We start from the raw sequence: 12,683 nt of genomic DNA, 5'->3' as shown, positions 1-12,683 counted from the left end.
AGCGCAAAATTTACATAATGATTCATACATCGGAGGGCTTCGCTATGTCGATTAAGAAGCTTGATGATGGTCGTTTTGAAGTGGACGTTAGACCGCGCGGAACCTCAGGAAGAAGGATCCGACGCAAATTTGACAGGAAGGCCGAAGCACAAGCGTACGAGCGGTACGTACTGACAAACTTTCACGATAAAGAATGGCAGGACAAACCTGCGGACAGAAGACTTGTTTCAGAGTTGATCTCGTTATGGTGGAGCTATCACGGGAAGAACCACAATTACGGCGATTCATACAGAAAACGCCTGGAGAAAATCAATCGTGAAATGGGTGAGCCGCGTGTGTACGAGCTGACTCGCAACTTTTTGATGAAGTATCGCGCTGACAGGTTACATAGCGGTGTATCCGCCGGAACGGTTAACAGAGATTTCTGCGCTATATCCAGCATGTTTACCCTCCTGATTGATATGGAAGAGTTTCATCACGATAACCCCTTCCATAACGTACGCAAGCTGCGGTTGGAAAATACAGAAATGGCCTTTCTGTCAGAGGAGGAAACACAAGCGCTTCTGAGTTCCAGTGAACTCACCGATGATGACCGCCGTGTTGTTGTTCTTAGCCTCAACACTGGGGCAAGGTGGGGAGAGGCCAGCAAGCTGGATGGCAGGAACGTGATCAAGAACAGGGTTAACTTTGTGAAGACAAAGACCGGACCTGCCCGCACCGTTCCGATATCTCAGGAAGTTGCCGATTACATACTGACACGAAAATCAGGGAAGCTGTTTGATACGAGTTATGACCGTGTACGCAAGGTGCTGCGCAAAATTAAACCAGACCTCCCGAAAGGCCAGGCAGTTCATGTTTTCCGCCACACGTTTGCGACCCACTTCATGATTAATGGCGGCAACATAATCACTCTGCAAAGGATACTGGGGCATACAAAAATTGAACAGACAATGGTGTATGCGCATTTTGCTCCTGACTATTTGACCGATGCCATACGCTTTAACCCTATGCGTGGGCGCGTCCACATAATGTCCACCGACTAGGTCATTTTAGGGTGTATTAGGCACTAAAAGGCGCTCGTAACGTGTTGATTTTACGTTGAGCGCCTTGTTTGACAGGCTTATTAAACGCACCTTCGGGCGCGTTTTTTATTGACAGGGTTAAAACAGTACGGGTACTTTAAGGTTATCAATCACAGGATGAATCAATGAAACGTACGCCGTTTTTCTTCGCATTCTTTTTTACCTTCCCCTGACTGGGAGGCGTTTCGTCGTGTGATAAAGAATGCGAAGACGAACAACAAGGCCTCCCACAGCGGGAGGCCTTTTTTATTGATAACGATAAACGAGACAGACAACATTATGACCCCGGAAAACCCGTTACTGGATCTGCGCGTAAAAATTAGCGCACTGGATGAGAAACTGCTGGCGCTGCTGGCTGAACGCCGCCTGCTCGCCGTCGAGGTGGGTAAGGCCAAGCTGGAGTCCCACCGCCCCGTGCGCGACATCGACCGCGAACGTGATTTACTGGAGCGCCTGATTCAGCTCGGCAAGGCGCACCACCTTGATGCCCATTACATCACCCGCCTGTTCCAGCTCATCATTGAAGACTCGGTTCTGACCCAGCAGGCGCTGCTCCAGCAGCATCTGAATAAAACTAACCCGCACTCGGCGCGCATCGCTTTTCTGGGTCCTAAAGGCTCCTACTCGCACCTGGCCGCCCGCCAGTACGCCGCTCGCCATTTCGACGAGTTTATTGAGAGCGGCTGCGCCAAGTTCGCGGATATCTTTAATCAGGTTGAAACCGGTCAGGCAGATTACGCCGTGGTTCCGATCGAGAACACCAGCTCGGGCGCCATCAACGACGTCTACGATCTGCTGCAGCACACCAGCCTGTCGCTGGTCGGCGAAATGACGCTCCCTATCGATCACTGCGTGCTGGTCTCCGGCTCAACGGATTTGAGCAAAATCGAGACGGTCTATAGCCACCCGCAGCCCTTCCAGCAGTGCAGCCAGTTCCTGAACCGCTACCCGCACTGGAAAATTGAGTACACTGAAAGCACCTCGGCGGCGATGGAGAAAGTGGCGCAGATAAATTCCCCGACCGTCGCCGCACTTGGCAACGAAGCGGGCGGCGCGCTGTACGGTTTACAGGTGCTGGAACGCAACCTGGCAAATCAGACGCAAAACATCACTCGTTTTGTGGTGCTGGCGCGCAAGGCCATTAACGTCTCTGAGCAGGTACCGGCTAAAACAACGCTGCTGATGGCGACGGGCCAGCAGGCGGGTGCCCTGGTTGAAGCGCTGCTGGTTCTGCGCAACCACAACCTGATCATGACGAAGCTGGAATCCCGCCCGATTAACGGCAACCCGTGGGAAGAGATGTTCTATCTTGACGTTCAGGCCAACCTGGAATCCGCATCCATGCAGAAGGCCCTGCGCGAACTGGGCGAAATCACCCGTTCGATGAAAGTGCTGGGCTGCTATCCAAGCGAAAACGTAGTGCCGGTCGATCCCGTTTAACGCTCAATAAAGCGGTTTTTCTTCATCCCTGCCACGTTAACCGGCAGGGTGAAGATGGCTCCGGAGAGCGGGTATTTTGCCACTTCCTCTGCGTCCATGTTTTCCCGCGTGGTGGTGATAAAGAGCGTTTTCATTCCCTCGCCGCCAAAGCAGACCATCGTCGGGCAGCGAACGGGCAGCCGATGCTCTTCCATCTGTTCCCCCTGCGGTGAAAACCGCGCGATGCGCCAGCCGTCAAACAGCGCGCTCCAGTAGCAGCCCTCAACGTCCACGGCGGCACCGTCGGGGATGCCCTCACCCGCCTTAAAGCGGCGAAAGATCTCACGCGTGCCGGGTTCGCCCCGCTCGTCCAGCGGCGTGCGGTAGATAACGCCGTTTGGCGTATCGGAGGTGAACATCCACTGCCCGTCCGGGCTAAACGCCAGGCCGTTATGTCCTTGAATATCGCACTGGATGACCTTTGGCGTCAGGTCGTTATCAATGCGCATCAGCATAGCGCCGTTGTAATCTCCCGGCCCCCAGAACGTACCGGCATAAAAACGCCCCTGGCGATCGGTTCCCCCGTCGTTAAAGCGCGCAAGCTGCGGATTGGAAGGGTTATCGCAGACCTTGCGCTGAAGCAGCCCGTGCCTGTCGGCAAGCCAGATAGCGTTACGCATCGCGACGATAAATCCGCCTCGTTCACGCAGGGCGAAACAGCCTACCTCTTCGTGGAAAGAGAGCACCGTGTGTTCCGCGCTGGGCAGGTGATAGCGGTGGATCTCCCCTTCCAGAATATCCGCCCAGTAGAGCGCACTCTCTTCCTCGCTCCACGTCGGGCACTCCGGCAGATGCCCGGTATAGTTCAACAGCAGCTGTGGTTCAGCCATGACAGTTCCCCAAATAAAAAAAGCCAGCAATGCTGGCTTTCAGTATATACATCATCGCGTTACTGGCGACTGTCATTTGCCTGGCGCAGCAGCGTGCGGCTCTCGCTCTGGAAGCGCGTCGCGTAGTCGCCGAACCAGTGTTCAACCTTGCGGAAGCTGTCGATAAACGCCTGCTTATCACCGTGCTCAAGCAGTGTGATGGCCTCGCCAAACCGCTGGTAATAGCGCTTGATCAGCGCCAGGTTGTTACCGGACGACATAATAATGTCGGCGTACAGCTGCGGGTCTTGCGCAAACAGACGCCCCACCATCGCCAGCTCCAGGCGATAGATTGGCGAAGAGAGTGCCAGCAGCTGTTCGAGCTGAACGTTTTCTTCCGCCAGATGCAGGCCATATGCAAAGGTTGCAAAGTGGCGCAGCGCCTGGATGAACGCCATGTTCTGATCGTGCTCGACCGCGCTAATGCGATGCAGACGCGCGCCCCACACCTGAATCTGCTCCAGGAACCACTGGTACGCTTCCGGCTGGCGGCCGTCACAGTAGACGACGACCTGCTTTGCCAGGCTGCCGCTGTCCGGACCAAACATCGGGTGCAGGCCAAGTACGGGACCGCTGTGCGCCGCCAGCATTGCCTGCAGCGGCCCATTTTTGACGGACGCTAAATCAACCAGGATGCAATCCTTCGGCAGCGGCGGCAGCTTCTCGATGATCTGTTCGGTCACGTGAATAGGTACGCTGACAATCACCATGCCCGCATCGCTCACGATCTCAGGCGCACGCGCCCAGTCCTCTTTTTCCAGTATGCGCACCTGATAGCCAGAGAGCGTCAGCATCTTCTCAAACAGGCGGCCCATCTGGCCGCCGCCGCCAACAATCACCACCGGGCGCAGCGACGGACAGAGGGTTTTGAAGCCCTTATCGTTTTCACTGGAATACGACTCGCGCATCACGCGGCGCAGAACGTCCTCAATCAAATCCGGAGACACGCCCAGCGCCTGCGCCTCTTTACGCCGGGAAGCGAGCATAGACGCCTCGCGTTCCGGCACGTAAATCGGCAGGCCGTATTTACTTTTAACTTCACCAACCTCGGCTACCAGCGCCATGCGGCGCGCCAGGAGATCCAGCAGCGCCTTATCTACTTCATCAATTTGATCGCGTAACGCGGTCAATTCAGCAACCATACCTAACCTCTTAACCCAGACGCGTCGCCAGATGGCCGCTCAAATCCTTGTGGATTTCACGCAGCAGCGCATCGGTGGTTTCCCAGCTGATGCAGGCATCCGTGACGGACACGCCGTGCTTCATTGCGCTACGCGGCTGTTCCGATGACTGATTGCCTTCATGAATGTTGCTCTCAATCATCAGCCCGATAATAGAACGGTTGCCATCTTTAATCTGCGCCACGGCAGATTCTGCAACCGCAGGCTGGCGACGGTAATCTTTGTTTGAATTACCATGACTGCAATCTACCATCAGCGCCGGACGCAGTCCCGCCTGTTCCATCTCTTTTTCACACTGAGCCACATCTGCCGGGCTGTAGTTAGGCGCTTTCCCGCCGCGCAGGATCACGTGCCCGTCCGGGTTACCCTGAGTTTGCAGCAGGCACACCTGGCCCGCCTGGTTAATCCCGACAAAGCGGTGCGGCATAGCGGCGGCGCGCATGGCGTTGATTGCCGTCGCCAGGCTGCCGTCAGTGCCGTTTTTGAAACCGACCGGCATCGACAGGCCAGAGGCCATCTCGCGGTGGGTTTGCGATTCGGTGGTGCGCGCACCGATTGCCGACCAGCTAAACAGATCGCCCAGGTACTGCGGGCTGTTCGGATCCAGCGCTTCGGTTGCCAGCGGCAGACCCATGCTGACCAGTTCTACGAGCAGGCGACGCGCAATCTTCAGGCCTGCTTCCACATCAAACGAGCCATCCATATGCGGATCGTTAATCAATCCCTTCCAGCCAACGGTGGTGCGTGGCTTTTCAAAATAGACGCGCATTACCAGATAGAGGCTATCGCTGACCTCCTCCGCTAATGTTTTAAATCGACGAGCATATTCAATGGCGGTTTCAGGATCGTGAATAGAGCAAGGGCCACATACCACCAGCAGGCGCGGATCGCGACCGGCGATGATGTTCGAAATCGTCTGGCGAGACTGCGCGATCTGAGCCTCTTGCGCGACGCTCAGCGGAAATTCGGCTTTCAGCTGATCCGGGGTAATTAAAACCTGTTCATCTGTAATATGTACGTTGTTCAGCGCGTCTTTTTGCATGATTGCGATCCTGTAAAGCTCGTTTGCGATAGTGGGTTTCCTCGATGAGGTGAAACCACAATATCACAACAAGTAAAGATTTCAATCCAAAATACGTAAATATTAGTTTACAACAAGCAATTTAAAGCCAAAAAACGCCTCTAAAATAGTAAACAAAAAATTACACCCAACTAATTTTTGCCAGGCTATGCTGAAGAAAACAGGAGAATAGACATGCGCCCGTTCCCGCTTGCACTTCTGGTATTGCTCTTATCGGGCTGTCAAATCAATCCCTACACGTTCCAGCCGAACTGGACTGGCACCGACTGGTTCACGCTCGGTAAGGAAGACGCCATGAACGGTATTTCGGTTAAAGATAACCAGACGCTTGCCGATAATTATCACGGTCAAGAAGTCGATCGCGGTGAATATCTTCGCGGCTATGCCGATGGTCAAAAGAAAGTCTGTGAAGAAGGATTTATTCACGCCTGGGGTTTGGCAGGTAAGTCTTTTCCCGCAAGCTGTGAGAGTACGGAGAATGTTGTAAAACTGCGCGAGGCATGGCAGCAGGGAATGAATGAAAGCATGAGGGCCAGCAGGCTTAATTAATTTCGCCATTCAGCCCGCCGCGGCAAAAGCAACTGTAAGATTTAACCTAAGTCCAGATAGTTGCATTTCTGACATAATGACGGTTTTGATAAACAATGATACTCTGCCACCAACTCTTAAGGACGGCTATTTCCAGAGCGGTATGGCGGATTCTGGTGAGAACGACATTCTTGATCTCTTTGTCTCGACTTACTCTTGTGCTCATGCTGCTCCTTATTACAGGTCAGACGGCCGCCGGTGCGCTCACGGAGACCGATAAATCCGTACGTTCAATCGTTTCCGGCATTGTCAGCTATACCCGCTGGCCCGCGCTTTCCGGCCAGCCCACGCTGTGTATTTTTGCCTCATCCCGTTATGTTCCAGCGCTCAGCCGCCAGGACCCGCAAAGCTCGCTCCCCTATCGCCCGGTGGTAATACGTAACGGTCAGGACGCGCTGTCCGCGCAGTGTAATGCCCTTTATTTTGGCACCGAATCGCCAGCAAGCCAGGTAGAATTAATAAACCAGCTTCAGGGCCGGGCGTTGTTATTAATCTCCGAGCGAAACCCGGAGTGTCTTATTGGCAGTGCGTTTTGCCTGATAATAGAAGACAACCGGGTCAGGTTTTCCGTCAATCTGGATGCGCTTTCGCGCAGCGGCGTAAGAGTCAATCCGGATGTATTAATGCTTGCACGGAATACGAAGCATGAATAAGGATTTCACGTCTACACCACGCCCGACGTTTAAAAGAACGTTGAGACGTATCAGCATGATAAGCGTTGTCATTACAATGACGTTTATATGGGTTTTGCTCTGTTTTGCATCCGTGGTAACGCTAAAACAGTATGCGCAAAAAAACCTTGAATTAACGGGCGCAACCATGAGCCACAGCCTTGAGGCCTCGCTGGTATTTAATGATTCAGTGGCGGCGAACGAAACCCTTTCCACGCTCGGCAAGCAGGGGCAATTCGCTGCGGCAGAGGTGCTAAACGTCCACAATAATCGATTTGCCTACTGGTCGTGGGATCCAGAGGACAACACGGATACGCTGGGAACGCTGGTCAGCCGCTGGCTGTTCCCGGTTCCTGTCTCGCAGCCCATTATGCATAACGGCAATCCTATCGGCGAAATTCGCCTCACCGCCCGCGACAGCCTGATAAGCCACTTTATCTGGCTCTCCTTTGCCGTGCTTACGGGCTGTATTCTGCTGGCGTCAGCCGTTGCGCTCGCGCTGACGCGCTCGTTGCATAACGGCGTGGTGGCTGCGCTGCAGAATATCACCGACGTCGTGCACGATGTTCGCACCAACCGTAACTTCTCGCGCCGGGTGACGGAAGGACAGATCGAAGAGTTCCACCATTTTGGCGAGGACTTCAACAGCCTGCTGGATGAAATGGAGGAGTGGCAGCTGAAGCTTCAGGCCAAAAATGCGCAGCTTCTCCGCACGGCCATGCACGATCCGCTGACCGGTCTCGCAAACCGCGCCGCGTTCCGCAACAGCATTGCGGCACTGATGGAAGATTTAGCGGCAAAAACGCATTCCGCCCTGCTCTTCCTGGACGGTGATAACTTCAAGTATATCAACGACACCTGGGGACACGCGGCGGGAGACAGCGTACTTATCGAAGTCGCCAGCAGAATGGTCGAGTTTGGCAATAAGCGCCATCAGTCTTACCGCCTCGGTGGCGATGAGTTTGCCATGGTCCTGCATGGCGTCCATTCAGAACGTGAAGTCCGGCATATTTGCGCTGCGCTTTCGCAGCAGTTTATCCGTCCGTTCGATCTGCACAACGGACATACGGCAACAATGTCACTCAGCATTGGTTTTGCTCTGGCGTGGGAAAATGCTTCTCTTGAAGCATTACTGGAGCAAGCCGATCGCAATATGTATCAGGTGAAAAACCTGCGCTCAAAACAATAACCTCAAAAGGAAGAGACAATGTTAAAGCGATATCTCGCCCCCTGCTTGCTGGCATCACTTATCCTGGCCGGCTGCCAGGCGCCAAAAGGCAAGTTTACGCCAGAACAAGTCGCGGCAATGAAGTCTTATGGCTTTAACGAAATGAACGGCGACTGGTCGCTCGGGCTGTCCGATAAGATCCTGTTCGACAAAAATGACGCCAGGCTGCGCCCGGAAAGCGAAACGCAGATCCAGACCATGGCCTCCCGCCTCGCGGCAACCGGTTTAAACCACGCGCGCATGGACGGACATACGGATAATTACGGTGAAGAGCGCTACAACGAGGCGCTCTCCCTGAAACGCGCGAACGCGGTCGCGGATGCCTGGGCAAAAGGCGCGAATATCCCCCGCACGAATCTCACCACGCAGGGGCTAGGTAAAAAATACCCTGTTGCCAGCAACAGCACCGCGCAGGGGCGCGCTGAAAACCGCCGCGTGGCGGTCGTTATCAGCACGCCGTAACGTCATTTTGTCGTTGATTCTGCGAGCGACACAGCGGATGCCGCTCGCCAGCGCAGCCAGTCAACAAGCACAAACACGGCCAGGCTTGCGCCCATGACCGGTAGCGCAACCCCTAATAGCACGCTGCCCACCGCCGTGATTGTCTTTCCCCAGCCCGACAGCCCCAGCCAACTTTGACACAGCGTCTGTACGGGACTTCCGCCGGGCATCGCAGGGCGACGCATCCACCACATCCGGTAGCCCCAGATAATCAGCACGCACAGCGCGGTGCCGAAGGCGATGAGCAGCAGCTGATTCGCCAGGCCCAACAGTATGCCCATATGGAAATCCACGCCCCAGCGGGTGAGTTTTGCCATTAGCGGAAAATCGTCAAAGCGGGTTCTGTCCAGGATCTGCATGGAGTGAGGATCGAAGGAAACGGCGTCCACCTGGGTCGGCCAGCGGCGATCGATTTCCGTTACCGTCCAGGCCCGATCCGCGGCTTTCGCAGGGCGGATCTCCAGCCTGTTAGCGTCAATCCCTGCTTTACGGGCAGCGCGTAATACGCCGTCAAACTGCGTCAAATCCATCGCCATTTCCGGCATCATCATTCCACCATGATGACCCCGATGCTCGGCATGTTCATCCACGATCTCCCGTTGGCCGGAAAGCGTCGTGTTCACCTGCGGGGTCAGCCAGTTCATCTGCGCGCGCAGCCTGTCGACGTTACCTCCGGCCCACTGGGACCAGGTTAATCCGGTTGCGGAAAACAGCAGCATTCCGCCCAGCAGAACCCAGCCCAGCGTCACGTGCAGGCGACGGCGGTTTTGAAAACGATTGTGGATACGACGCTTTGGCCGGGTGTAAAACCACAGCGCGATCCCGCCGAGCGCGGCGACCCACATCCATGATGCCGCCAGCTCGCTGTACAGCCGCCCGACGTCCCCAAGCATCAGCGAGGTGTGCAGGTAGTCAATTTTCTGGCGCAGCGGCAAGATCCCGCTGGTGCCGTACACCGTCATGTCGCCACGCACCTCGAGGCTAACGGGATCGATAAAAATGGCCCGATGCTCTGACGGGCCGAGCGCGGGATCGGCAAACATAACGCGCGTGGTGTCTCCTCCGGCAAGACCGGGGCGAACCGCATGCAAGCGCAGTTCGCCGCCCGCGATTTTTTCCGCCGCCGCGATCTGTTCCGCCAGCGGCTGACGCTCGCCCGCGGAGTCAGCGTGCAGGGCGTGCCGGTATATCGCCTCTTCCAGCTGCGGTGTCGCCACGTACAGCGTACCGGTCAGCGCGGCGAAGAAGATAAACGGGCCGACGAACAGCCCAATATAGAAATGAAGTCGACGCAGCAGGTTTCCCCATGCCGCGCGCGGAGTGCAGGTAGTCATACTTTTCCTTTTAAGGCAAAAAGTTAGCGATGTATTTTTTTAAAGGGAATAAGCAGACTGCCGCGGCGGCGCGCGGGTGTCGGGGTAAAGCCAGGGGGAGAAGTGCCAGTGGCTGACCGTATGGCGAGGCGGCTTCTCGCGAGTTCTCAGCAGCACCGCGCTGAGCAGCACGATAAGCGCGAGCATCACGCCCGGCACGTGGGCCAGCAGCACGCAGTAGCCGCACGCTTCCGCGTGATCGACAGGCATAGCGTGCGGCGTATCGCCGTGGTGTTCATCCATCGACATCGTGCTCATGTCGTGATGGTGCATCCCCGGCATAGCGCTCATGGGATCTTTTTGCAGGGAGACGGAGATAAGCGGCGCAACGACGATCAGCAGGATCGCAAACAGCGCGGTCAATGCCGCTGCGCGTTTCCGTTTGTGCTGATGCAGTGCGTTATCCACTTCCCCTCCATTCAAGAGGCAAGCATTGTAAATGATTTATGACAAAAGAGTTAACGCGAGAGATGCGATGGGATAAAAAAAGGGCCAGCCTTTCGGCCAGCCCTTTCTAACAGGATGTCGCTTAAGCGAATCTTAGTTAAGACGCTCTTTGATACGAGCAGACTTACCAGTACGCTCACGCAGGTAGTACAGTTTAGCTTTACGTACAGCACCACGACGTTTAACAGCAATGCTGTCAACTACCGGAGAGTGAGTCTGGAAGACACGCTCAACGCCTTCGCCGTTGGAAATTTTACGAACAGTGAATGCAGAGTGCAGACCGCGGTTACGAATAGCGATAACCACGCCCTCGAATGCCTGCAGACGTTTTTTGGAACCTTCAACAACCCATACTTTCACTTCCACGGTGTCACCTGGACGGAAGGAAGGTACGTCCTGCTTCATCTGCTCTTGTTCAATTTGCTTGATAATGTTGCTCATAATTTAATCTCTTATCCTGGGTAAACTGATATTCGGGAGCGTATTACGCATTCCCATCATGTTCATGCTGCTGTCGCGCGTGTTCAGTTTTGAACTCGGCCAGCAGCTTTGCTTGCTCTTCAGTCAGAGCCAGGTTTTCCAGAAGTTCAGGTCTTCTAAGCCAGGTTCGGCCCAGCGACTGCTTCAAACGCCAGCGACGTATCTCGGCATGGTTTCCAGACAGCAATACTGCCGGTACTTCCATCCCTTCTAACACTTCAGGACGAGTATAGTGTGGGCAGTCCAGCAATCCATCAGCAAAGGAATCTTCCGTTGCCGAAGCTTCATGGCCCAGTACACCCGGAATGAACCGGGCAACGGAGTCAATCAGCGTCATCGCTGGTAACTCACCACCGCTGAGAACGTAATCGCCGATAGACCATTCTTCGTCAATCTCGGTTTGAATTACGCGCTCATCTATCCCTTCGTAGCGTCCACAGACCAAAATCAGCTTTTGATTCGTTGCCAGTTCGCTCACGCCCGCTTGATCAAGCTTGCGTCCCTGAGGTGACAGATAAATCACCTTTGCGCCTTCACCTGCCGCGGCTTTTGCTGTGTGAATGGCGTCCCGCAAGGGTTGCACCATCATCAACATCCCCGGTCCGCCGCCGTAAGGACGATCGTCCACGGTACGGTGCCGGTCATGCGTGAAGTCACGCGGACTCCAGCTCTGGATGCTCAGCAGGCCATTCTTTACTGCCCGGCCAGTTACCCCGTAATCGGTAATCGCGCGGAACATTTCAGGAAACAGGCTAATTATGCCAATCCACATAGCGCCGTCTTTTACCGTTTATCCGGAGAATTTAAAAACCAGGATCCCAATCTACTTCAATCGTTTGAGTAGTGAGATCGACTTTCTTGATAACCTGTCCATCGAGGAACGGAACCAGCCGCTCCTTGATGCCAAATGCATCTTTCAGGTTTGCCTTAATGACGAGAACGTCATTGGACCCGGTTTCCATCATATCGATGACTTTCCCCAGGCTGTAGCCTTCGGTAGTGACCACCTGGCAACCCATAAGGTCTTTCCAGTAATAGTCGCCCTCTTCCAGCTGTGGCAACTGCGACGAATCCACGACAATTTCACAATTAGTCAGCGCATTCGCGGCATCACGATCGTCAACGCCTTTCAGCTTGATGATGATGTCCTGATTGTGGTGACGCCAGCTTTCCAGCTCGACCTCTTCCCACTTACCGGCTTTCTGGATAAACCAGGGCTGGTAATTAAAAATGCTATCAGCGTCTTCAGTGGAGGAAAACACTCTGAGCCAACCACGGATACCGTAGCAAGAACCCATTTTTCCCAATACGATCGGTTCAACAGGTGCTTTGTTGCTCATCATGACCACCGTGACAGATTAAGCTGCTTTGTTTGCTGCTTTGATCAGCGTAGCAACGCGATCGGAAACAGTAGCGCCTTGGCCAACCCAGTGAGCGATACGATCCAGATCCAGACGAGTTTCTTCTTCTGCGCCAGCGGCCAGTGGGTTGAAGAAACCAACGCGCTCGATGAAGCGACCGTTGCGTGCATTACGGCTGTCAGTAACAACAACCTGGTAGAACGGACGCTTTTTAGCGCCGTGACGAGCTAAACGAATAGTTACCATAACATCCTCTTGTGTGAATAAAACAACCGGGCCCCATCGAGGAACGGAGCCCGGGTGTCATATTAAAAGCCCGAAAATTTTACTGATTTCTGGGGA

Annotated in this window: 16 protein-coding genes and 1 other annotated feature; of the genes, 7 read left to right on the top strand and 9 right to left on the bottom strand. The window is 54.6% G+C overall.

What is annotated here, in order from left to right:
* Nucleotides 1–44 precede the first annotated feature (44 nt).
* From AB8804_RS16600 to pheA, 3 genes are all read left to right on the top strand, one after another.
* A complete protein-coding gene (locus AB8804_RS16600; protein ID WP_202561001.1) occupies nt 45–1,043 on the top strand; it encodes a tyrosine-type recombinase/integrase in 999 nt (332 codons plus the stop codon).
* Nucleotides 1,044–1,206: 163 nt separating this feature from the next.
* Nucleotides 1,207–1,332 (top strand) — a sequence feature (Phe leader region).
* Nucleotides 1,208–1,255, top strand: a complete 48-nt coding sequence (pheL, locus tag AB8804_RS16595) for a pheA operon leader peptide PheL (RefSeq protein WP_371188132.1) — start codon at nt 1,208–1,210, stop codon at nt 1,253–1,255. It overlaps the preceding feature by 48 nt.
* A gap of 29 nt (nt 1,333–1,361) precedes the next feature.
* Complete coding sequence (gene pheA, locus AB8804_RS16590) at nt 1,362–2,522, top strand: bifunctional chorismate mutase/prephenate dehydratase (RefSeq protein ID WP_371188060.1); 1,161 nt, start codon at nt 1,362–1,364, stop codon at nt 2,520–2,522.
* On the opposite strand, the gene AB8804_RS16585 is transcribed toward pheA, so the two are convergent.
* From AB8804_RS16585 to aroF, 3 genes are read right to left on the bottom strand one after another with little or no spacing between them, the layout of a single operon-like run.
* Complete coding sequence (locus tag AB8804_RS16585; protein WP_371188058.1) at nt 2,519–3,391, bottom strand: SMP-30/gluconolactonase/LRE family protein; 873 nt, start codon at nt 3,389–3,391, stop codon at nt 2,519–2,521. The genes pheA and AB8804_RS16585 overlap by 4 nt on opposite strands.
* Nucleotides 3,392–3,450: 59 nt before the next feature.
* The gene (gene tyrA / locus AB8804_RS16580; RefSeq protein ID WP_371188056.1) at nt 3,451–4,572 is read right to left on the bottom strand and encodes a bifunctional chorismate mutase/prephenate dehydrogenase; all 1,122 of its coding nucleotides are present in this window, start codon (nt 4,570–4,572) and stop codon (nt 3,451–3,453) included.
* Nucleotides 4,573–4,582: 10 nt separating this feature from the next.
* Nucleotides 4,583–5,653, bottom strand: coding sequence for a 3-deoxy-7-phosphoheptulonate synthase AroF (aroF, locus tag AB8804_RS16575; RefSeq protein ID WP_371188054.1), 1,071 nt, complete (start codon nt 5,651–5,653; stop codon nt 4,583–4,585).
* Nucleotides 5,654–5,866: 213 nt separating this feature from the next.
* Between aroF and AB8804_RS16570 the strand changes: the two genes are divergently transcribed.
* The 4 genes from AB8804_RS16570 (at nt 5,867) to AB8804_RS16555 (ending at nt 8,641) form a co-directional block, all read left to right on the top strand.
* Nucleotides 5,867–6,241, top strand: a complete 375-nt coding sequence (locus tag AB8804_RS16570; protein ID WP_371188052.1) for a DUF2799 domain-containing protein — start codon at nt 5,867–5,869, stop codon at nt 6,239–6,241.
* A gap of 155 nt (nt 6,242–6,396) precedes the next feature.
* Nucleotides 6,397–6,933 carry a YfiR family protein gene (locus AB8804_RS16565; protein ID WP_371188050.1) on the top strand — a complete coding sequence of 179 codons (537 nt, stop codon included), beginning with the start codon at nt 6,397–6,399 and terminating at the stop codon, nt 6,931–6,933.
* Nucleotides 6,926–8,140 (top strand): diguanylate cyclase DgcN, encoded by a 1,215-nt coding sequence (gene dgcN, locus AB8804_RS16560; RefSeq protein WP_371188048.1) that lies wholly within the window; start codon nt 6,926–6,928, stop codon nt 8,138–8,140. The genes AB8804_RS16565 and dgcN overlap by 8 nt, the downstream gene beginning before the upstream one ends.
* Nucleotides 8,141–8,158: 18 nt before the next feature.
* Nucleotides 8,159–8,641, top strand: coding sequence for an OmpA family protein (locus AB8804_RS16555; RefSeq protein ID WP_371188046.1), 483 nt, complete (start codon nt 8,159–8,161; stop codon nt 8,639–8,641).
* Nucleotides 8,642–8,643: 2 nt separating this feature from the next.
* Here the strand turns inward: AB8804_RS16555 and AB8804_RS16550 are convergent, their stop codons facing one another.
* From AB8804_RS16550 to rpsP, 6 genes are all read right to left on the bottom strand, one after another.
* Nucleotides 8,644–10,014: a PepSY-associated TM helix domain-containing protein gene (locus AB8804_RS16550; RefSeq protein ID WP_371188044.1), complete on the bottom strand. Its 1,371-nt coding sequence runs from the start codon at nt 10,012–10,014 to the stop codon at nt 8,644–8,646.
* A 39-nt stretch (nt 10,015–10,053) separates the two neighbouring features.
* Nucleotides 10,054–10,461 (bottom strand): DUF2946 domain-containing protein, encoded by a 408-nt coding sequence (locus AB8804_RS16545; protein ID WP_371188042.1) that lies wholly within the window; start codon nt 10,459–10,461, stop codon nt 10,054–10,056.
* 132 nt (nt 10,462–10,593) lie between these two features.
* Nucleotides 10,594–10,941, bottom strand: a complete 348-nt coding sequence (gene rplS, locus AB8804_RS16540) for a 50S ribosomal protein L19 (protein ID WP_006178051.1) — start codon at nt 10,939–10,941, stop codon at nt 10,594–10,596.
* Nucleotides 10,942–10,984: 43 nt separating this feature from the next.
* On the bottom strand, nt 10,985–11,752 hold the full coding sequence (gene trmD, locus AB8804_RS16535; protein ID WP_371188039.1) for a tRNA (guanosine(37)-N1)-methyltransferase TrmD: 768 nt from the start codon (nt 11,750–11,752) through the stop codon (nt 10,985–10,987).
* A 31-nt stretch (nt 11,753–11,783) separates the two neighbouring features.
* Complete coding sequence (rimM, locus tag AB8804_RS16530; RefSeq protein WP_006178053.1) at nt 11,784–12,323, bottom strand: ribosome maturation factor RimM; 540 nt, start codon at nt 12,321–12,323, stop codon at nt 11,784–11,786.
* A gap of 15 nt (nt 12,324–12,338) precedes the next feature.
* Complete coding sequence (gene rpsP, locus AB8804_RS16525; protein ID WP_003863133.1) at nt 12,339–12,587, bottom strand: 30S ribosomal protein S16; 249 nt, start codon at nt 12,585–12,587, stop codon at nt 12,339–12,341.
* Nucleotides 12,588–12,683 lie beyond the last annotated feature (96 nt).

The organism is Enterobacter sp. KBR-315C3_2022, from assembly GCF_041399425.1.
Taxonomy (GTDB): Bacteria; Pseudomonadota; Gammaproteobacteria; order Enterobacterales; family Enterobacteriaceae; genus Enterobacter.
The sequence above is the reverse complement of the archived record's forward strand: the minus strand, read 5'-3'. Positions and strand labels throughout refer to the sequence as shown.

Excerpts from the sequence above, each read along its gene's own strand:
- rpsP (WP_003863133.1), bottom strand. The coding sequence starts at position 12,587 with ATGGTAACTATTCGTTTAGCTCGTCACGGCGCTAAAAAGCGTCCGTTC.
- AB8804_RS16585 (WP_371188058.1), bottom strand. The coding sequence starts at position 3,391 with ATGGCTGAACCACAGCTGCTGTTGAACTATACCGGGCATCTGCCGGAG.
- pheA (WP_371188060.1), top strand. The coding sequence starts at position 1,362 with ATGACCCCGGAAAACCCGTTACTGGATCTGCGCGTAAAAATTAGCGCA.
- aroF (WP_371188054.1), bottom strand. The coding sequence starts at position 5,653 with ATGCAAAAAGACGCGCTGAACAACGTACATATTACAGATGAACAGGTT.
- AB8804_RS16570 (WP_371188052.1), top strand. The coding sequence starts at position 5,867 with ATGCGCCCGTTCCCGCTTGCACTTCTGGTATTGCTCTTATCGGGCTGT.
- dgcN (WP_371188048.1), top strand. The coding sequence starts at position 6,926 with ATGAATAAGGATTTCACGTCTACACCACGCCCGACGTTTAAAAGAACG.
- rplS (WP_006178051.1), bottom strand. The coding sequence starts at position 10,941 with ATGAGCAACATTATCAAGCAAATTGAACAAGAGCAGATGAAGCAGGAC.
- AB8804_RS16550 (WP_371188044.1), bottom strand. The coding sequence starts at position 10,014 with ATGACTACCTGCACTCCGCGCGCGGCATGGGGAAACCTGCTGCGTCGA.
- rimM (WP_006178053.1), bottom strand. The coding sequence starts at position 12,323 with ATGATGAGCAACAAAGCACCTGTTGAACCGATCGTATTGGGAAAAATG.
- AB8804_RS16600 (WP_202561001.1), top strand. The coding sequence starts at position 45 with ATGTCGATTAAGAAGCTTGATGATGGTCGTTTTGAAGTGGACGTTAGA.
- trmD (WP_371188039.1), bottom strand. The coding sequence starts at position 11,752 with ATGTGGATTGGCATAATTAGCCTGTTTCCTGAAATGTTCCGCGCGATT.
- tyrA (WP_371188056.1), bottom strand. The coding sequence starts at position 4,572 with ATGGTTGCTGAATTGACCGCGTTACGCGATCAAATTGATGAAGTAGAT.
- AB8804_RS16555 (WP_371188046.1), top strand. The coding sequence starts at position 8,159 with ATGTTAAAGCGATATCTCGCCCCCTGCTTGCTGGCATCACTTATCCTG.